This is a genomic window from Rossellomorea oryzaecorticis, from assembly GCF_038405515.1.
In the GTDB taxonomy this organism is placed as follows: domain Bacteria; phylum Bacillota; class Bacilli; order Bacillales; family Bacillaceae_B; genus Rossellomorea; species Rossellomorea oryzaecorticis_A.
In genome coordinates this window covers 132584-151341 of record NZ_JBBYAF010000002.1, presented here as the reverse complement: position 1 = coordinate 151341, position 18758 = coordinate 132584, and the positions used below count along the sequence as shown (strand labels likewise).

The 18758-nt window shown below is 43.4% G+C and carries 20 protein-coding genes and 1 pseudogene; 2 read left to right on the top strand and 19 right to left on the bottom strand.

Annotated features, from left to right (window positions below):
* Positions 1 to 73: 73 nt before the first annotated feature.
* From AAEO50_RS01680 to hpf, 8 genes and pseudogenes are all read right to left on the bottom strand, one after another.
* Complete coding sequence (locus AAEO50_RS01680; protein ID WP_341979724.1) at positions 74 to 946, bottom strand: YitT family protein; 873 nt, start codon at positions 944 to 946, stop codon at positions 74 to 76.
* Between the two features lie 683 nt (positions 947 to 1629).
* Positions 1630 to 2301 (bottom strand): permease, encoded by a 672-nt coding sequence (locus AAEO50_RS01675; RefSeq protein ID WP_341979722.1) that lies wholly within the window; start codon positions 2299 to 2301, stop codon positions 1630 to 1632.
* Between the two features lie 385 nt (positions 2302 to 2686).
* A protein-coding gene (gene prfB, locus AAEO50_RS01670; RefSeq protein WP_341979720.1) for a peptide chain release factor 2 occupies positions 2687 to 3788 on the bottom strand; the annotation gives its coding sequence in 2 pieces (ribosomal slippage) (positions 2687 to 3715 and positions 3717 to 3788; 1101 coding nt in all).
* A pseudogene (locus AAEO50_RS01665) lies at positions 3779 to 3969 on the bottom strand (hypothetical protein). Before AAEO50_RS01665 ends, prfB begins: the two are co-directional and overlap by 10 nt.
* 257 nt (positions 3970 to 4226) lie before the next feature.
* Positions 4227 to 6737, bottom strand: coding sequence for a preprotein translocase subunit SecA (gene secA / locus AAEO50_RS01660; RefSeq protein ID WP_341979718.1), 2511 nt, complete (start codon positions 6735 to 6737; stop codon positions 4227 to 4229).
* 342 nt (positions 6738 to 7079) lie between these two features.
* Positions 7080 to 8207, bottom strand: coding sequence for a YecA family protein (locus AAEO50_RS01655; protein WP_341979716.1), 1128 nt, complete (start codon positions 8205 to 8207; stop codon positions 7080 to 7082).
* Between the two features lie 364 nt (positions 8208 to 8571).
* Entirely contained in the window at positions 8572 to 9408 is an 837-nt protein-coding gene (locus AAEO50_RS01650) for a DUF1028 domain-containing protein (protein ID WP_341979714.1), read from the bottom strand.
* Between the two features lie 101 nt (positions 9409 to 9509).
* A complete protein-coding gene (gene hpf / locus AAEO50_RS01645) occupies positions 9510 to 10088 on the bottom strand; it encodes a ribosome hibernation-promoting factor, HPF/YfiA family (protein WP_341979712.1) in 579 nt (192 codons plus the stop codon).
* A 447-nt stretch (positions 10089 to 10535) separates the two neighbouring features.
* Here hpf and AAEO50_RS01640 point away from each other — a divergent pair, with 447 nt between their 5' ends.
* The gene (locus AAEO50_RS01640; RefSeq protein WP_341979710.1) at positions 10536 to 10805 is read left to right on the top strand and encodes a DUF3949 domain-containing protein; all 270 of its coding nucleotides are present in this window, start codon (positions 10536 to 10538) and stop codon (positions 10803 to 10805) included.
* Between the two features lie 49 nt (positions 10806 to 10854).
* Here the strand turns inward: AAEO50_RS01640 and AAEO50_RS01635 are convergent, their stop codons facing one another.
* Genes AAEO50_RS01635 through flaG form a run of 5 tightly spaced genes read right to left on the bottom strand, consistent with a single transcriptional unit; the run spans position 10855 to position 13944 of the window.
* A complete protein-coding gene (locus AAEO50_RS01635; protein WP_341979708.1) occupies positions 10855 to 11250 on the bottom strand; it encodes a hypothetical protein in 396 nt (131 codons plus the stop codon).
* An 8-nt stretch (positions 11251 to 11258) separates the two neighbouring features.
* Positions 11259 to 11606 (bottom strand): flagellar protein FliT, encoded by a 348-nt coding sequence (locus tag AAEO50_RS01630; protein ID WP_341979705.1) that lies wholly within the window; start codon positions 11604 to 11606, stop codon positions 11259 to 11261.
* Positions 11606 to 12010 (bottom strand): flagellar export chaperone FliS, encoded by a 405-nt coding sequence (fliS, locus tag AAEO50_RS01625; protein WP_341979702.1) that lies wholly within the window; start codon positions 12008 to 12010, stop codon positions 11606 to 11608. Before fliS ends, AAEO50_RS01630 begins: the two co-directional genes overlap by 1 nt.
* A gap of 34 nt (positions 12011 to 12044) precedes the next feature.
* A complete protein-coding gene (locus AAEO50_RS01620; RefSeq protein WP_341979700.1) occupies positions 12045 to 13568 on the bottom strand; it encodes a flagellar hook-associated protein 2 in 1524 nt (507 codons plus the stop codon).
* 16 nt (positions 13569 to 13584) lie between these two features.
* A complete protein-coding gene (gene flaG, locus AAEO50_RS01615) occupies positions 13585 to 13944 on the bottom strand; it encodes a flagellar protein FlaG (RefSeq protein WP_341979698.1) in 360 nt (119 codons plus the stop codon).
* A gap of 159 nt (positions 13945 to 14103) precedes the next feature.
* Here flaG and AAEO50_RS01610 point away from each other — a divergent pair, with 159 nt between their 5' ends.
* Positions 14104 to 15024, top strand: a complete 921-nt coding sequence (locus AAEO50_RS01610; RefSeq protein ID WP_341979696.1) for an endonuclease — start codon at positions 14104 to 14106, stop codon at positions 15022 to 15024.
* 55 nt (positions 15025 to 15079) lie between these two features.
* Here AAEO50_RS01610 and AAEO50_RS01605 read toward each other — a convergent pair whose 3' ends face one another.
* The 6 genes from AAEO50_RS01605 to flgL all read right to left on the bottom strand — a co-directional run bounded on the left by AAEO50_RS01605 (position 15080) and on the right by flgL (position 18744).
* Positions 15080 to 15214, bottom strand: coding sequence for a flagellin (locus AAEO50_RS01605; RefSeq protein ID WP_024027835.1), 135 nt, complete (start codon positions 15212 to 15214; stop codon positions 15080 to 15082).
* Positions 15215 to 15535: 321 nt separating this feature from the next.
* Positions 15536 to 16324, bottom strand: coding sequence for a flagellin (locus AAEO50_RS01600; RefSeq protein WP_341979873.1), 789 nt, complete (start codon positions 16322 to 16324; stop codon positions 15536 to 15538).
* Positions 16325 to 16479: 155 nt separating this feature from the next.
* Positions 16480 to 16701 (bottom strand): carbon storage regulator CsrA, encoded by a 222-nt coding sequence (gene csrA / locus AAEO50_RS01595; protein WP_341979694.1) that lies wholly within the window; start codon positions 16699 to 16701, stop codon positions 16480 to 16482.
* A 4-nt stretch (positions 16702 to 16705) separates the two neighbouring features.
* Positions 16706 to 17152: a flagellar assembly protein FliW gene (gene fliW, locus AAEO50_RS01590; protein WP_341979693.1), complete on the bottom strand. Its 447-nt coding sequence runs from the start codon at positions 17150 to 17152 to the stop codon at positions 16706 to 16708.
* Positions 17153 to 17170: 18 nt separating this feature from the next.
* Positions 17171 to 17761: a DUF6470 family protein gene (locus AAEO50_RS01585; protein ID WP_341979692.1), complete on the bottom strand. Its 591-nt coding sequence runs from the start codon at positions 17759 to 17761 to the stop codon at positions 17171 to 17173.
* A gap of 77 nt (positions 17762 to 17838) precedes the next feature.
* Positions 17839 to 18744, bottom strand: coding sequence for a flagellar hook-associated protein FlgL (gene flgL / locus AAEO50_RS01580; RefSeq protein WP_341979690.1), 906 nt, complete (start codon positions 18742 to 18744; stop codon positions 17839 to 17841).
* Positions 18745 to 18758: the final 14 nt, after the last annotated feature.

Sequence of the window (18758 nt, the reverse complement as noted above, 5' to 3'; positions counted from 1 at the left end):
CTCCTAGGAAAAAATTAAGAGTAAGAAATCGACCGAGATGAAATCTTTCCTCCTATAGATAATTATACCAAGCTTACACCCGTTTGAAACCTTCGCCCAATACCTCTGAAGCGTCCATAGTGACCACAAATGCAGACGCATCAATACTTTTCACCAGTTGTTTCAGTTTTGTGAATTCTGTCTGATCGACCACGACCATCAGAATCGGACGTTCATCATCGGTGAAACCGCCGTATGCAGATAGTTTTGTCACACCGCGGTCGATTTTATTCAGGATTCCTTCACGAATCTCCTCCTGGCGGTTGGTGATGATGAGTGCCATCTTGGAACGGCTGACACCTACTTGTACAAGGTCGATGGTTTTACTTGTTACATATAATCCGATCAAGGCATAAAGCCCTCGTTCAATATCAAAAACGATTGCAGCTGATAACACGATCATCCCATCGATCATCGCAACACAGGTCCCTAGTGAAAGACCGGTGAATTTGTTCACGATCTGAGCTGCTAGGTCCGTTCCACCTGTGGAGGCTTTACCACGGAAGACGATCCCCAGTCCCAATCCGACTCCGATCCCTCCGAACAGTGCCCCAAGCAGCGGATCCTCCGTCCACGGATTCCAGTCCTCAGTAAGATAAACGACTAATGGTAAAAACACAGTACCGATCGCTGTTTTTACACCAAACTGAAGACCAAGGAAGATGAGGCCTGCGATGAAAAGCGGAATATTGAATGCCCACTGAACAAATGCAGGTTTCCAATCAAATAGCCCCTTTAATATAGTAGAAATCCCGCTGACCCCTCCTGAGGCAACCTCATTCGGTAGTAAAAACACATTGAACGCAATGGCCACAATCGTTGACCCAAATACGACAAACAAATACTCCAAAAACTTCTCTCTCCGCGGATTAAATGACTGCTCTCGACGTCTTTGCTTCAAACCCATCCCGTACGACTCCTTCTTCATATGTATTGATAGTATGAGTACAAGTTCCGCAAATCATCCCTCATTCACAAACGTGAGTATTGTCCTGTTTTAGCACGTTAATCGAGCGAGGGACGGGCCTTGACTCATACTGTTTAAATTTAGTTGAATTGTTGTCTTAAGATGTATTGCGCGGGCGTTTGTAAGTACTCCCGGCATGCTCTGTTACAACCTTTGAGAGTATAGCACGGGTGTCGAAACGTGTAAATGACAGTTGAGTGACGTGGTAAAGCATTAATGGGTTGGGGTGATGATGGTTGGGAGGGACAGTTCTTGTGAGGGGTGTGAGGTGTGTGCGGGGTTGGAGTTGGTGCCTGGAGTTGGTGCCTGGCTCAAAAGAGGGGAATTGAGCCAGGGTCAGGATGCGGGAAATGAGCCTGGCTCAGGTTGAGGGATTTGAGCCAGGCTCGATTTTCCGTTTCGTTTCCGTGCCAGGAACAAATCGGGGGTTTTGTTCCTGGTACAATTTCAACTTTTGGTGCCTGGCACAATTCACTCATTTTGTTCCTGGCACTTTTCCCGATCAAGCCCCTTACTCAAAAAAGCCGGCCCCCCCAGCTAAGGGGCTAAGTTAAAGGAGGGACAACCTTAGATCACACCCAAATCAGCTGCAGAAATAGCAATGTAAATAACTTTAAATTTTTTTATATAAATCTTTTTAAGTATTCGCCAAATATTTTGTTCATAACTTTGGGTGTATTTTCTAAATAAACATTAATCTGTTCAATGTTCGATTCGAATTTATCAGAGTTACTTTCTTCTGTTGGAAAATCAGATATTCCTTTGATAATAATGCATTCAACATCATTTTTCTTACAGATATAAGCAATTGCACCGGCTTCTGTATCGGCTATTATAATTTTGTTTTCTTTAAGTTCTAAATAGTCCTTCCACATAACTACTGCTTTATCAGCTGTGCCAATTGTTCCGGTATAATAATCAGTTCCATATTTTGATAGATCAATATCAACTATGAAGGATTGTTTAATAAAAGGCTCAATTTCTTTTACTGTGCAATCATATTGAACGGCTTTATCGGGAACAAAAATATCCAAATTACTGAACTTATCATCTATTCCTGCACATGTTCCAGCAACGATTACTTTAGTTAGATTAAATTTAGAAATCATATACTGATTACCACCAACACCATTTACTTTTCTTACACCGGTACTATAAAAAACAAGCTCAGTGTCATTCATTGTTCTCATGAAATACTCGCCATAAGGATAACCGAAACGTTCGTTATCTTTTATACTAAAGTACTCCAATGCCGCTTCATATTCCCACTTCGTCGCTATACTTATTCCTATCATCGGCTTATCACCCTAAAATATATTTGTCACTATTGAACAATACCTAATTAAAATCCTCTATTACTGATTTAATGGATTATCCAATATTTACAATTGTATCACTCAATTCCTTACAAGAGGCTCCTCTTATCAAGAACAAGTTCTGAATTGATAAGTCATTTAGCCCTAATTAGCACTTCATTTTTTAGTTATACAATAATAATTGTACTCCTCATGCTATTTAAGATGCTAATTTCACCACAAAATCGAATGAAAACATTGTTATAGCAAAAAAATAAAGCAGGTCTAATTCATATGCGAATTAGCCTGCTATTTATAATGCTATTTGAATTTTCTTCGAAGACGGAACCCCTTACTACCGAGCAGGGTGGTTCAGCTTGTTGAATTACATTATTTTAGAACGCAGGTACGCATTGATGAACGGATCGATATCTCCGTCCATTACACCCTGTACGTTTCCGGATTCTGTATTGGTTCTATGATCTTTGACCATCGAGTATGGATGGAAGACGTATGAACGGATCTGGCTTCCCCATCCGATTTCTTTTTGCTCTCCGCGGATTTCAGCCAGTTCCTGTTCCTGCTCTTCGATGCGCTTTTGATAAAGCTTTGCTTTCAGCATTTTCATGGCAGATTCACGGTTCTTGATCTGCGAACGTTCTGACTGACATGTCACGACGACATTTGTCGGCAAGTGGGTGATCCGGACAGCTGAGTCGGTCGTATTGATATGCTGACCGCCGGCACCGCTTGCACGATACGTATCCACTTTAAGATCTTCTGTACGGATCTCGATTTCGATTTCTTCATTAAACTCAGGCATCACTTCGCAAGATACGAACGAGGTGTGACGTCGGCCAGAGGAGTCGAATGGTGAAATACGCACAAGACGGTGTACTCCTTTTTCAGCTTTCAAATAGCCATAAGCGTTGTGACCTTTAATGGCAAGGGTGACACTTTTGATACCCGCTTCGTCTCCTGGAAGATAATCGAGCGTCTCCACCTTGAATCCTTTTTTCTCACCCCAGCGAGTGTACATGCGAAGCAGCATGGAGCCCCAGTCCTGAGACTCGGTTCCGCCTGCACCCGGATGCAGCTCTAGAATCGCGTTGTTTTTGTCGTATTCTTCGCTTAGCAATAACTGAAGTTCATAATCGCTCAGGCGTTTCATAAGGTCGCCCAGCTCTTCTTCAAGATCCTGCTGCAGTTCCTCATCGGGCTCTTCTTTTACAAGTTCGAGCGTCAGCTCCAGGTTCTCCTGTGTTTCAAGCAGTGCTTTGTATTCATTTACAAGGGCTTTAAGTCCGTTTCCTTCATTAATAAGTCCCTGCGCTTTTTGCTGGTCATCCCAGAAGTCGGGCTCTACCATGATTTCATCAAGTTCCTGGATGCGCGCCTCTTTGTTTTCTAAGTCAAAGAGACCCCCTGAAGTCCGCTAACGTAGTAGCTGATTTTTCTAATTCTGATCTGATTTCTGCTAGTTCCATGATTGGTCACCTCTGTGGTTATTTGGTTTATTTTGATTTGGCTCTTTTAACACCGCTGTTGATTTCCGTGCAAGACTTCGCTTTCCGCGGGCGGTTGGTGAGCCTCCTCGGAGCTGCGCTCCTGTGGGGTCTCACCTAACACGCTTTTCCCGCAGGAGTCTTCGTCTTGCACTCCAATCAACAGCTGGATATGTCTCACAACGGGTGGTGTACCTGGTACAATTCAATTGTTTTGTACCAGGTACATCCCTTCTTACTTTGAGCCTGGCTCAGTGTCCTGGATGTGTGCCTGGCACCAAAAGGCGATTTTGTTCCTCGCACAATCCACTTGATTTGTGCCTGGCACCAAAACACCAGCCAAAACGCACCCGTGCATAAAAACGGAAAAGTACCTGGCACTCATCAATAAGTACCAGGTATCATCTCCAAGCTGATTTTTTATCCTATATTGCCGTGGCAGTTTTTGTATTTTTTTCCGCTTCCGCATGGACATGGGTCATTGCGCCCTACGTCTTCTTGCTTGCGGACTGGTTTTTTCTTGGCTTTTCCGCCTTCTTCTTTAGGGTTGACGGCTTGGCCTTTGGCTACTTCCTGGCGCTGAAGGTTGTTGCGGATTTCAGCTTTCATTACGTATTTTGCTGCGTCTTCTTCGATTGCAAGAATCATGCTTTCGAACATGGCGAAACCTTCATGCTGGTACTCGCGCAGTGGATCGGTCTGACCGTATGCACGCAGGTGAATACCTTGACGGAGCTGGTCCATCGCGTCGATGTGGTCGATCCATTTTGTGTCGACCGCACGAAGAAGGATGACTTTCTCGAACTCACGCATTTGTTCGGCGCTCATTTCTTCTTCTTTTTCATCATAGCGACGCTTTACGGCTTCCCAGATGAGATCCATGATTTCATCTGCTTCTTTTCCGCGAAGCTCGTCTACTGAGATATCTCCTTCTGGAAGAAGGTTAGCGTTCACGTAATCAACAAGCCCTTGAAGATTCCAGCTTTCGATTTCCTCATTCGCGGTGTGAGCAGCAACCTGGCGCTCGATAACGGATTTGATCATGCCTTCCACGATTTCGCGAAGGTTTTCAGATTCGATGACATCATAACGCTGCTTGTAGATGATCTCACGCTGCTGGCGAAGGACATCGTCATATTGCAGAAGCTGTTTACGCGCATCGAAGTTGTTTCCTTCCACTCGTTTCTGTGCAGATTCAACGGCACGACTGACCATTTTACTCTGGATCGGCTGTGAATCATCCATTCCGAGACGGCTCATCATCGTCTTCATATTGTCGGAACCGAAACGGCGCATCAATTCATCTTCCATTGAAAGATAGAATTGAGTGACACCAGGGTCCCCTTGACGACCAGAACGTCCACGGAGCTGGTTATCGATACGGCGTGATTCGTGACGTTCGGTACCGATGACGGCAAGACCGCCAAGATCAAGCACGCCTTCACCAAGCTTGATATCCGTACCACGACCGGCCATATTTGTGGCAATCGTTACGGCCCCTTTTTGACCTGCTTCTAAAATAATTTCAGCTTCACGGCCATGGTTTTTCGCGTTCAACACGTTATGGCGCACGCCTTTTTTCGTTAAAAGTTTCGAAATCAATTCTGACGTTTCTACTGCAACCGTCCCGACAAGGACCGGCTGTCCTTTTTCATAACGTTCCTTGATATCCTCGACGACGGCCAGGAATTTACCTTCCATCGAAGCATAAATCAGATCGGCACGGTCATCACGGACGATCGGTTTGTTCGTCGGGATCACGATGACGTTCATGTTGTAGATGTTACGGAATTCTTCTTCTTCCGTCTTCGCAGTACCGGTCATACCGGAAAGCTTTTCGTACATACGGAAGTAGTTCTGGAATGTGATCGTTGCCATCGTCATGCTTTCGTTCTGGATCTCGAGACCTTCTTTTGCCTCGATTGATTGATGAAGACCGTCACTGTAGCGGCGCCCTTTCATCAGACGTCCCGTGAAGGAGTCAACGATGACGATTTCGCCTTCCTGAACCACGTAATCAACGTCGCGGTGCATACTCTGGTGAGCTTTCAGCGCCTGATTGATGTGGTGATTAAGGGTTACATGTGAAATATCGAACAGGTTATCGATGTGGAAAGCTTTCTCCACTTTTGTGATACCTTCTTCAGTCAGCTGCACACCTTTTGTTTTTTCATCGTATGTGAAGTCTTCGTCTTTTTTCAGGGTGCGGACAACCGCATTCGCCTGGATATAAAGCTGTGGCGTGCGTTGTGCGTTTCCTGAAATAATCAATGGCGTACGCGCTTCATCAATCAGGATCGAATCGACTTCATCGATCACAGCAAAATGAAGAGGACGCTGAACCATTTGATCTTTATAAAGGACCATATTGTCACGAAGATAGTCGAAACCGAACTCGTTGTTCGTTCCGTACGTGATGTCCGCTTTGTATGCTTCACGCTTTTCTTCTTTTGACATGGAGTTCAGGTTCAGTCCGACTGTCAGACCAAGAAAGTTGTACAGCTGACCCATTTCCTCAGCGTCACGGCTTGCAAGGTATTCGTTGACCGTTACGACGTGAACGCCTTTGCCTGTGATTGCGTTAAGATAAACCGGCATCGTTGCAGTCAGGGTTTTACCTTCACCGGTTTTCATCTCGGAAATATTACCGCCGTGAAGGGAAGCTCCCCCCATCAGCTGGACGCGGTACGGGTATAGACCAAGGACACGGCGTGCCGCTTCACGTACGACTGCGAATGCTTCGACAAGCATATCCTCCAGGTCTTCTCCTTTTTGATAACGCTCTTTAAAGCGCTCTGTTCTTTCGCGGATCTGGTCATCCGAAAGGCGCTCCATCTCCGGAGCCATTTCTTCTATTTGATCAGCCAGTTTTTCCAGCTTCTTCAATTCTCTCTTATTTGCATCGAACACTTTGTTTAAAATCCCAAGCATGTATAACGCTCCTTTATCCTGTATAAGTAAGAGCCAAACAACACTTCCACTATAGCGAAAGCAGATGAGAATTCCATGAGAATAAATAAAAACATCGATAGGCTTCAAAACCTATTCATTCCCCGCTCAAACATCTCTATTACACATTCGCTAAAAGCCCTATATATCCTGCTACTAAATACAATACATTCCTACTAATTCTACCACTAACCCACCCCTCTTACAACTTAAGCCAAATGGATGCGCTTTAGTTGAGTGAGGGACGGGCGTTTAGCGGTTTAAACGGCTAAAGGCCCGTCCCTCATCACGGTGAAGCGACATAGGGCGGGCCTTTGGGTAGGCTTATTTGTTTAATAGTTCACAGACTGTGTCCTGGTAGCTTTCCCAGATTTGTTTGCTTCGTCTGGAGATGCTGTTGGCTGATACGTCGAAGTATTCGGCCAGTTCCTTTTGGACGTGGCGGATGCTGATTTCATTGATATTCTTAGCCATGTCGACGAGTGCACCTGAATAGATTTTCGGATTGCGTATCGTCGGGCGTTCTGTGTAGAAGTATTTTTCCAGTACTGCTACGAGCAATTCGCTTTCCGCTTTGTCTTCGCCTTTTTCAGACAGGAAGTTTTTCAGCGCAGTGATGGCTTCGATGTATTCTGGAGTTTTCCAGATTTCGACTCCTTCAATCGTGTCAGCCTGCTCACTTGATTCTTCCTGAGTTTCTGGTACATCGATCTCCGTACCTTCTGAATCAACGGCTGCTTTCTTACCGGACTTTTTCTTTTCCGCACTGTATAGAACAAATCCGACATCGGCAAGCATCATATATTGATCAGCCAGGTAATCCTGCAGGTTTTCGAATTCACCCTGCTCAAAACGAATCTTCACCAATTCCATCGCCGCTTTTTCGATCAATGGATAGATGAAATACTGGGCGAACGGCAGATATTTGTCTCCGTTCGGCAGCAGCAGTGCAAGGAAGAAGCTGTTCTCTTCCAACTTTCCAAATCTCTCTTTCACTACTAATTTTTCGCCAGTGATGACTTCTTCTACATGAAGTGTGCTGTCATCCACTTTTTCAACCGTACCAGCAGTCACACGAAGATTTCTCCATGATTCCAAAACTTCAGCCGTTTGCGGACGTGTTACCGAGCTTATCGCCTTATCGATGAAGCGGTCAATCAGACGGACTCCATCTGCTGCATTTTGCGTAGAACCGTACCAGCTGACAAATGCCATCTCATAAATATCCGGATCTGCCTTCATGAGATCCATTTTCTTGAGGTATTCATGATAGGCTTCTTCCATTTTTGGGTCCTGCGCAGTAGCTATGTAATCATAAAGCTGCGCCTGGAGCACATCAAGTTCCTGGTTCACCAGTGTATCTATATTTACAACGTTCTCTTTTTCACAGCATTTCTTATATTTCTTACCGCTCCCGCAAGGACACGGTTCATTTCTACCGACTGTACTCATGTTTGTTCTTACCTCCGAATTGTTGAGTCCCGTTCACAAATGTTCATTATATAACATTTTGGGGTTGGGTTAAACTGTTTTGGTGTATGTAAAAACAACCAGTGGTGCTTTAACAGAGATAAAGGGCTGTTAAGTGACCATTTAATACCGCTTTTGATTTCCGTGCAAGACTTCGCTTTCCGCGGGCGAGCGGGGAGCCTCCTCGGACATGCGCTCCTGTGGGGTCTCCCCAGCTTCGCTTTTCCCGCAGGAGTCTTCGTCTTGCACTACAATCAAAAGCTGGATATGGCTATCTATTTTTTCACCCATAAAAAAAGAACTGTTTTCAACGTCAACCAATCCTTGAAAACAGCTCTATATCTTTTTACCTGTCCTGTTTCTTCATGTAATCCAATACATCCAAATCAATATAATTCTCTTCCTGCTCCCGCATTTCGAAGTTTTCGGTGTGCAGGTAGTCTTTGAGTGCTTGGTGCAGGGACTTCTTAGCATGTGCATATCCGAGGCGGGTCAATTGTTTTTCCAGGTCATCACGGATCTCGCCTTCTATTAGAACGACTCTTCCGGGCTCTGATTCTTTAAAATAAAGCTGGTGCATTAAATAGATTCGCTTCAACTCTTTTATAGGAGAGGGATGATCGTCTACCCGGAGGTCAATGTAGCGGTCGTTGAATCCTCCGTAGCCTCCGTTTTCTTTTACGACCAGAAGAGCTGCCGACTGCATGCCTCGGGAGTCGCCTCCTGCATCCTGGCCGGCACCCAGTGCTTGAAGCAGTCGTTCTGCCAGACTTCCGGTAGTAGATTCAAAGGTTTCCGCCATCGCTTTGACCGTATGTTCATCTACTAAAATATTTCCCTGTGCTGCAAAATGCTTGCCTGTCACTCCGCCTGCCCAGTCGTAACAACCTTCTCCTGTGAACGTAGCAGCGTGGCCCCAGGCATCTATCAGCCCTACCTGTCTGAGATGGCGTTCGGGATCATCTTTTGTAATGATGTCCATTGCTTCTTCAGCCGTCTTTCCTTCTTCCATCAACTGAAGCGCCTGGGGTCCGTATGCTGTATTGGCGTAGGACTGGGTTGCCACTGCCCCGACTCCTGCTTTGGCAAAAGGGACCACCGAGCCGACACCGAGGAATTTGGACTGAACCGCGATTCCCCATTCTTTTTCTTCAGGATCATAACCGACTATGGAATATGTCATGTTGAAGTCCTCCTTATGTTTTAATATCATTAATTGATATGTTCTCTTATATTGCAAAAAATCCTGCAGCCATAATGACTGCAGGATCTTCGATTGTATGATCAGTTCGTTTCGATCAATCCGTATTTGCCGTCACGACGCTTGTACACAATGTTTGTCGCGTTTGTTTCGGCATCTGTGAAGACGAAGAAGCTGTGGCCTAACAGGTCCATCTGAAGAATCGCTTCTTCACTGTCCATCGGCTTCAGGTTGAATTGCTTTGTACGTACTACTTCTGATTCGTTTTCATCCTCTACTTCAACAGCCGCTGCACCGTTTGGAGAAACATGATTCAGATCCTCCTGGGCTGCGAAGAATTCTTTCGGGCTGCCTTTTTCACGCATTTTGCGGTTCACTCTTGTTTTATGTTTGCGAATTTGTCGTTCCAATTTATCTAGTATCAGATCAATGGCCGCATACATATCTGTGTGGCGTTCCTCTGCTCGAAGGACCAGATGCGGCATTGGAATAGTCACTTCAACTTTAGTATTTTTATCAGGGTACACTTTCAAATTAACATGTACATTTGCATCAGGAGTTTCATTAAAGTAACGATCTAACTTGCCAATCTTCTTCTCCACGTGTTCGCGAATCGCTGGAGTTACCTCAATGTTCTCGCCTCGAATGTTGTAATTCAACATGTAAACTCCTCCTTTTAAAAATAAAGCTATGTTTATATATTTCTACATTCCCTCAATTATTCCTGCTTAAACTTTCAAAATTTTTTGTCATTTTACAAAGATTTTTGTCGCAGGATTTTGAAACATGTCGAACGTGTTGATACATAAGGGATTGAAGAAATAGAAGAGTGAAAAGTATGTGGAGCCTGTAAGTGACCATTCACTCTTTATACTATTATTTTCTCACTGTTTTTGAGGATTAAACGGATAAAATTTGAAGGATTGGTGGATAATTTGGGGCAGGTTTGTGAATGAACAACTACCAAAAGTGTACCTGGTACAATTAACTCCGTTTGTACCAGGTACACCAGCCAACATCCCATTCAACAAATTTCTCCTGAGCATGAAACCTTCCCCCATCTAAAACGTATGTATAGGTATTATCCACCTTTTAAGGAGGCCATTTCAATGCTGCTTGATGTGTTTTTCATCATAATCGGAGTCTATATTTTGATTTCACTTCTCATCCTGCCGTTTCAGTACCGTTTTCTATTGGTCTTAAAAAAGGAAGAGGAGAAATATAGAAAAAAAGGGCTGACCCAGGGGGAGATGTACGATAAGATGAACGCCGGAGAACTTGCTCTTCACAGCAATATGCAGGGGAATCCGTTGTTTTTTCTTGCTAATGTTCTTGCTTCAATAATCTATTGGCTGAAACATCGGGAGAAAACTCTCTAAATTATAAATACTCGCAAAAGAAAAGCCCCAGTTCATCCGGGGCTTTTTATCAGTTATTCAATAACGGCTTCATCACTTGATCGATCTCCAGCTTCCAGGCGGAGAATGCAGGTGAAAGTTTGCCTCTCACGATTTCTTCTTTCATGTTGCTTTCCTGGAAGTGGCCATTCAGCTCCATTGCTTGATCGATGACCGTCTCGAATTTTTCCAATACAGTGATAAACTCCGGACGATCCTTGAACAAGTCCTTGAAAACCCTGTTGCTCTCGGAAACCTGCCCCAATGCCTCGAACACATCCCCCAGCACCCGGCCGCCTTCTGTCTTTTCGATGTCTGCGAAGCTCGCTGTGACGTAGTCCAATGCCTCTTCGATCGTCTCTAGCATATCAATATACTGCTGGATCAGCTCATACTGTTTTTCATCGATCTTTACTGCATTTGTCAAAGAATCACCTATTTCTTTTTATCGTAGAACATTCCGTCGTGCTGCATGTTTTCATATGGATTTGTATACTTTTGGGCCGATGTTTTCTTCTTTGTCAGACCGTTCATATCACGCTTGATTTCTGTACGGAGAAGGATGAGTTTACGGTCAATCTCCTGATTCCATGCCATCATCTGCTTGCCAAGCACCTGTTCGTCTTCCGTTAAAGGGGGCTGGATGCTGCCCAGCAGACTTTGTCTTTCCGTCAGTAGTTTTTCGATTTTTTGAATAATAGAATCACGATTGCCGCCAGACACCTCATCCATTGCTTCTTTCAGCTGTTTCGTGATGGAGTGGCAGAGTATTACTGAGCTCATTATGCCTGCCCGCCTTGACCAGCATGCTGTTTTTGACGGTTAAGCTGGATGACTTGTTTCCACGTGTCACGGAATTCAGTGATCATCCCTTCTACCTCTTCTAAAATAGCACTGTCGTTTTTTACATTCGCTTCCGTTAAACGGCGGTTGATGTAGTCGTAAAGTGACATGAGATTCTGAGAGATTTCAAGGTCGGTATTGAGCGTGACCATCAGTTCACTGACGATGGCCTGTGCTTTTTGAATATTAGTGTTCTTCAGTTCAATATTTTTATCTTCAATGGCTTTTTTTGCGATATGGATAAACTTCAGGCTTCCGTTATAAAGCATAAGCGTAAGTTCACCGGGCGATGCCGTGTTCACTGAGTTGTTCTGATATGCTGTATACGGGTTGTTGATGGCCATATTGACACTCCTTTTGTACTGCTTTTATAAAAAATTACATGCCCCCGCCGAATTGCTGCATGAGGTACATGGATTGCTGATTTGATCGCTGAATCGCCTTTTCCATGGCGGTGAATTGACGCCAGTAGCGGTCTTCGACTTGAATCAAGCGGTCCTCAAACCGGTCGATCTGATTGTCCATATTGTTCAACAGGCGGCCCAATGAAAAGGTATTATTCGTGCTGGAGGCTTTCCCCGCCTTCTTCTCGACACTGTCCATCGTATCTTTCAAGGTCTCGCGCAAACGGCGCGCAATTCCTTGTTCACCGGATGTCGCACCGTCTTTTCCAAATATTTCATAAATGGCATTCGGATCCTTCGAAATCGCTTCCCGCAGCTTGGCTTCATCGATGATTAATTTTCCTCTTTCCAAATAGTTGCTGGAGGTCTTGATGCCGATTTGAGATAACTGGTCGGTTCCCGACGTTCCACCGGATACAGGAGTATACAGATCCACTCTCATCTTGTTCATGGCAGAGGACAGAACCGAGTCATTCCTCAGTGTCCCGCTGCGCGCTTTCTCTTCCCAAAGCTCGATCTCTTTTTCTTCCATCGCTTCTTTTTGCTCGGCTGTTAAAGGTTTAAAATCACGGTAATTCTTTTCGTTAAGTTCGCCGTTTACCTTTTCGATCAGTTTATTGTATTCGTCTACGAATTTGACGATTTTTTCTAGGATCTTGTCGGTGTCGGGCTTTGAACTGAATGTGATTGGAGTTGTAGTTGTACCTTTCAACGTAATTTCAAATCCGTTAATCTGAAAAGTATTCGACGGGCGCGTAGTAGTCAACCCGTTATAGGTAAAGGAAGCATTTGCCCCTTCTTGTCTTGTACCAGTAAAAGTATTTGCTGAGTTTACAGGAGTCTCCTCAAGCCTTAATGTTTCAAAGAAGGTACCTGACAGATCTTCCAGTACAATATCATTACCGGCTGCATCACCCGTATTTTTGGCGGTGACGGAAAGCTTTTTGGATTGCTCATCAAAAAAGACCGACACACCGGTTTGCTGATTGATTTTCGAAATCAAACTATTTAATGTTTCCGTTGCAGGGTCAAACTCAATCGTTTTACCTGTAGCATCCAACGTCCCATCTTTCAATATGGACTTAATGGAGATTTTTTGTGTTCCTGTCAAACCCATTGACGTACTGAGTGTTGCTTTTGGGTCTACTATTCCTGTGTCTTCACTGACAATAGTTGCCGCTTTTGCAAGACTTCCAACTTCAATTGTTCCAGAGAGATCAGTAGTAGAGTTGATATTCTGAATAGAAACTTTCGATGAATCAGAAGCTGTGACTGATTTCTGCGTATATGTACCATGCTTCATGACCCCGTCAAAAATCAAATTACTAAAATCAAACATCATCTTATTCATATCCCGGTAATCATCGCGCTGCCACTCGAGATACTGCTTTTTCTGTTCCATTTTATCAAGGGGGATTCGTTCCGCCTTCATTAAATCCATTATGATCTGATCAGTGTCCATACCACTGGCAAGCCCACCAATTCGCATATCTGCCATCAGGAATCACCTTCCTTTAAATCTTTTTATCTACCATCAATCCCACAAATTCAGTCATCGCTGCGTACATATCCAATATCTTTTTTGCCGGAATTTCTCTGACTACTTCTTTTGTTTGCTCGTCTACAATGGTTACATAGTATTCTTGTAATTTATCGTGAAATTCGAATTTGAGGTGAGTGTTCGAAGCATGCAAAAACTCATTCATCCCCTGAACGACATCTTCCACTTTTTCTTTTGTGACAGATTCTTTGTTGGTGTTCTCTTCTTGCTGCCGTTCCTGTCCTTGAATGTATTTTACCGCTTCGTTTTGATTGTTTTCTAGTTTGGTAAATGATTGTGTGGGTTGTATATTTCCTGTCACTTTTTCAATCATTGGTTGATCCTCCTTGAGGGGTATATGGGTTATATCGGAAAGACATTGAGGAAAGTTTAGTTTCTTCTAAAAGAAAGAGGTTGCTAATGTACAAATAGTGTTAAAAATGGGTATAATCGAATAAAGAACATACGTTCCTGTAAAGGGGGGTGAAATATTTTGGGAGATGAATCCAAATTTATGGATATAATGATCGGGAAGCTATTAGGTGACGGCTGTATTACAAAACAAGAAGGAAGAAAACCTCGATTTCAATTTATTCATTCGAAGAAAGACCAGGAATGGTGTGAACATTGTTATTCCGTCTTAAAAGAGTATTTCCCTTTAAATGCTCCTAAGTATAAAAAGGTAAAAGACAAAAGAGTACAGGCAGGTTATACTGAAGGTTATTATGTTCAATCTAAAACTCACGAGACTATTACCATGTTAAGAAACGTTTGGTACAAAGAAGGCAAGAAAATAGTCCCGTTTGATTTTATATCTGAGCATCTTTCTCCTAGAACTCTTGCTTGGTGGTATCAGGATGACGGACACCTAAAAAGACAAAGTAATATCCCGAAGAAAATAATCCTTTCCACAGAAAGTTTTTCAACTCTCGAAAACATACAACTTTGTAAAATTCTAAAAGAAAAATTTCTATTGTCCTTTTCACATGATAAGCAAAACAGGATAATCCTCTATGATAAGTTTCAAATACTCTACTTCCTGAAGCTGATCGAGCCCTATATTCATCCAAGTATGAGTCGTAAAATCGTCCCTGTCTTTGATATTTATTCACAGGAAATCATCTCAAAAAGAACCTCTATTTATCTCCCTACACATCTGACATTGCAATCGCCGACTTCAGAAATTAACAATCGTCTTTTGTTTCTTGAGCAACTCATAATCACTTACAAAGCCGGAAAGTTTTATACTAAAGAACTGGTTGGCTATATTGAAAAAATCAGAAACGGAATTGAGACAAAGCCTTATCAGGTTGTAATTAACCAGAAAAACTTACATCAACTTAACAACCTTAGCAAACTCACTGGATTAAACAATAGTGTACTTACCTTACTATGCTTTGAATACTTCTCCTAATTTAAATGAGAAAAATCCGGCACTCTTTTTAAAGAGAACCGGATTTACCATAAAATTAACGAAGTAGTTGTAGAACTCCTTGAGGCTGCTGGTTTGCTTGAGCTAGCATAGCTTGAGCAGCTTGAGAAAGGATAGAGTTCTTTGTTTGGTTCATCATTTCTTTCGCCATCGTGCGAACATTTACTTTCATAAATGACCAGACTATATCTTCACCCTCTGTTTTCCAGTAGGGGTTGGGCACTTCGGATTCACAATGCTGATGACCATTGTTTCACCTACGAATTTCATCACCATAGCTTTCGCCTTAGATGGTCTATCCTAGTCGTTGAACCTTCTCCACTTTTTCAAGACAGGAGCTTGGCTGCTGATTGCCCAATCTTTTCTTTTATCAAACCTTCACGCTTGTCGTTTCCAACTACGTTGTGGCAAGAAAAGCTCTAAGGGGTTTCCAGCAATTCACCCAATTATGATCTCTGACCGTTACCAGTCAGGACGACTGTGCTTGTTGCTGCTATGCAGCTAAAGCATAATCTACGTCACGGATACGAGATTCCGCTGCAGTTAGGTTTTCTGAAGATGTACCTAGGTTGTTGATTGTGTGTTCCAGGCGGTTTTGATAAGCACCTAACTTAGAACGCTCACCAGAAACAGTCTCAATAGCAGTATTAATAACATCAATAGCAGAGTCAGCCGCAGTTTGAGTAGAGATATCTATTCCTCCGGTTGTTGCTGCATCACCACCAGCTGCTGTAGCAGCAGTTCCTGTCCCATTAGAAACCAACAAAGTTTCTGCATCCATTGCAGTAATATCTAATGTCACGTTTTGGCCAGTATTAGCTCCGATCTGGAAAGTTAATGAAGCTCCTACACCACCAGAATCTCGTGTACCATCGATTAATTTTTTGGTATTAAACTCAGTATTGTTAGAAATACGAGTAATCTCTTTTGCTAACTCATCAACTTCTTTTTGAAGTTCTCCGCGATCTGTATCAGTATTCGTATCATTTGAAGACTGGACTGCAAGTTCACGCATACGTTGAAGAATTGAGTGAGTTTCGTTTAAAGCACCTTCAGCAGTTGCAATCAATGAAATACCATCTTGAGCATTTTTTGATGCCATATCCAACCCACGAATTTGTCCACGCATTTTTTCAGAGATTGCTAGACCGGCTGCATCATCTCCAGCTTTGTTAATACGAAGACCAGAAGATAACTTTTCCATTGAGCTAGATTGTGCAGTTGAAGCACTATTTAACTGACGATAAGTATTCAACGCAGCAATATTATGATTAATTCTCATAACAATAATTTCCTCCTTGAAAGTAAGTCCACATCCTTGTGAACTGTTCATTATTTGGTTTACAAAGAACAGAAAGGTCGGCCGCCTCTTTCTTCCTTGCTTACATAGTTAATATCGGCCGTTTTTACCAGGGTTTAATAGTTTGATAGAAAAAATTATTGTTTTTTTGGCAAAATGTTGAAGAGGTTGTCGATTCCTTTGGATGCTTCGTTGTTTTCTTCTTGAATAGTCAGGTAGATTTCTTTTCGATGAATCTCAACGTTCTTCGGCGCATTGATGCCAAGCTTCACCTGATCTCCTTTTACAGATACCACACTGATTTCAATATCTTCCCCGATTTGAATGGCTTCTCCGGTTTTTCTCGTTAATACAAGCATCGTCTCACTCCTTACCAGCTTGCTCTGGCTGAGCAAAGATTAGATGTTTCGTTTGATAGTTTGTATCATTCAGGATCACTTGTTTTGCTTTTTTGTTTGACAGATTAATAACGATGGGAGCTTGCAGATTGGCGGTTGATTCATTTAGGGTTTCCTTCATTGTAAGTATGGTCAATACCTTGACATCTTTTTCGGAAGTGAATCCTAATGATTCAACGCTGCCTTGATCCAGTTCGAAGTCAAACTCTTCCGTAAATAAAAACGGATCCGTCACCACAAATCCAAGCTGAGGTGTGGAAACAGACTGCAAGATATGAAACCAATCATTCTCCGGCAGAGGGAGCAGGACGAATTTTTTCTCATCGGCAAACCCCGGGATCCCCTGCTCAAAATTCAATACATCGTCTTCTTTGACGTCAATCTCTCCGTGGTATTTCGTGTTTATGTTCATGCTCTCATTCCTTACTTTTTAGATTTCCTGTTCGTAGTTAATTCCGACGTGTTTTAAATTCACAAAATCAATCTGTAAATCGGCATATTTTTGAAGGCTGATATCCACCTGAGCTTTCGACACATTAATGTGCGGCTTCACAACCTGTGTATTGTTGATGACTTTTTGCGGCTCAAACTTCACATTCACCTCGCCGGGGTCATATTGAATTTTCACACTTCCTGCTGAAGGGATCCAACCTATATTAAAGTCATACATCGGATTTTCGCTGTTTCGTTTGGCTTGTGCTGCAATGGCATTACCTCCATTTTCTATCCTCATCAGCTCGTCTCCGTCCTGCGCCATCCGTGCGAGTCCGGCCAGCCAATCCTCATGACCCTGTCTTGCAAAGTCTTCAATTCGCCTGCGCACTGACTTTAAATCCATATCAGCCCGAGCCTCGGTTTGGTCGATCGTCAGCTTCGATGGTCTCCAGTCGATCTCCATCTTCGCTTTCGGCTGCTGGATGTCCAGTGACGGCGGGGGTGTTTCGACTTCCAGTTTACCCGGAGTCGTTTTGATCCCGATGGATGACGGTGTGGATTGCAATCGTATCTGTGGAAAGTTCATATCCTTTCACCTCTACTAAAAAAGGGCCCGCCCCTAAGGTGACGAAACACCTTAAAGGGTTGGTCCCCTTGCTTTTTTTATCGTAAAAAGTCCATCAATGTTGGCTGGATGATTCTCGCACCTACTCCAAGTGCCGCACGGTGTACACTTTCTTGAGTCTTCAAATCAGTGATCACTCGTTCGATATCCGCATCTTCGTTGTCTGAAAGGATTCGGTTCGCCACGACTTCTTGCTGTCCAAGGCGGTCGTCGATCATTTCCAATCGGTTGTAACGGGCACCCAGCTCAGAACGTTCAGCTGATAGGGTCTCCATTACATCATCCAAGTTCCCTAACTCTGTATCCAATGCGGAAGTATCCCCGGATTCCAATGCTTTTTGAATGTTATGGACGGTGTCAAAAAGCTTCTGGCTAAATACATTGCCTGGATTAATGTTGGCTTTCAGAGAAACTCCCTGTGAAACTTCCACATTATAAGTACCAATGGCTGCACTAGTCAGATTATCAGCAACCTTTGGTGCACTTCCATCGGCAGGCTTTCCATCTTTTATAGGAGAATTCCCCACGTCGGTACCATGGAAAATATATCGTCCTGCCACCTTGGTTTCCGCCACTCCGACTAAGTCCATCTTAATTTGTTCAATTTCAACTGCGACTGCTTTTTTATCCTCATCACTTAAGGTTCCATTCTTACCTTGAAGGGTAAGTTCACGAACGCGCTGCAATCCTTGATTGGCCTGGTCAATCCCTGCTTCGGAGTTGTCCATCCACAGATACAGTTCAGAAAGATTCCGCTTGTACTGCTCGATGCTCGTCAGGTTCGAACGATAGAACATCCCTTTCATCGCGACAACCGGATCATCAGAAGGCTTGGTGATTTTTTTACCAGTAGCCAATTGATCTTGAAGCTGACCCATCCGACCGTAGGAAGAGCTTAAATTCCTCATTGAGTTATTGGTTAGCATGCTTTGTGTTACGCGCATTTAGGTTTCACCTT

Coding starts and splice junctions, on each gene's coding strand:
- AAEO50_RS01680 (WP_341979724.1), bottom strand. CDS start 946: ATGGGTTTGAAGCAAAGACGTCGAGAGCAGTCATTTAATCCGCGGAGA.
- AAEO50_RS01675 (WP_341979722.1), bottom strand. CDS start 2,301: ATGATAGGAATAAGTATAGCGACGAAGTGGGAATATGAAGCGGCATTG.
- secA (WP_341979718.1), bottom strand. CDS start 6,737: ATGCTTGGGATTTTAAACAAAGTGTTCGATGCAAATAAGAGAGAATTG.
- AAEO50_RS01655 (WP_341979716.1), bottom strand. CDS start 8,207: ATGAGTACAGTCGGTAGAAATGAACCGTGTCCTTGCGGGAGCGGTAAG.
- AAEO50_RS01650 (WP_341979714.1), bottom strand. CDS start 9,408: ATGACATATTCCATAGTCGGTTATGATCCTGAAGAAAAAGAATGGGGA.
- hpf (WP_341979712.1), bottom strand. CDS start 10,088: ATGTTGAATTACAACATTCGAGGCGAGAACATTGAGGTAACTCCAGCG.
- AAEO50_RS01640 (WP_341979710.1), top strand. CDS start 10,536: ATGCTGCTTGATGTGTTTTTCATCATAATCGGAGTCTATATTTTGATT.
- AAEO50_RS01630 (WP_341979705.1), bottom strand. CDS start 11,606: ATGAGCTCAGTAATACTCTGCCACTCCATCACGAAACAGCTGAAAGAA.
- fliS (WP_341979702.1), bottom strand. CDS start 12,010: ATGGCCATCAACAACCCGTATACAGCATATCAGAACAACTCAGTGAAC.
- AAEO50_RS01620 (WP_341979700.1), bottom strand. CDS start 13,568: ATGGCAGATATGCGAATTGGTGGGCTTGCCAGTGGTATGGACACTGAT.
- flaG (WP_341979698.1), bottom strand. CDS start 13,944: ATGATTGAAAAAGTGACAGGAAATATACAACCCACACAATCATTTACC.
- AAEO50_RS01605 (WP_024027835.1), bottom strand. CDS start 15,214: ATGAAAGTAAATGTTCGCACGATGGCGAAAGAAATGATGAACCAAACA.
- AAEO50_RS01600 (WP_341979873.1), bottom strand. CDS start 16,324: ATGAGAATTAATCATAATATTGCTGCGTTGAATACTTATCGTCAGTTA.
- csrA (WP_341979694.1), bottom strand. CDS start 16,701: ATGCTTGTATTAACGAGAAAAACCGGAGAAGCCATTCAAATCGGGGAA.
- fliW (WP_341979693.1), bottom strand. CDS start 17,152: ATGAACATAAACACGAAATACCACGGAGAGATTGACGTCAAAGAAGAC.
- AAEO50_RS01585 (WP_341979692.1), bottom strand. CDS start 17,761: ATGAACTTTCCACAGATACGATTGCAATCCACACCGTCATCCATCGGG.
- flgL (WP_341979690.1), bottom strand. CDS start 18,744: ATGCGCGTAACACAAAGCATGCTAACCAATAACTCAATGAGGAATTTA.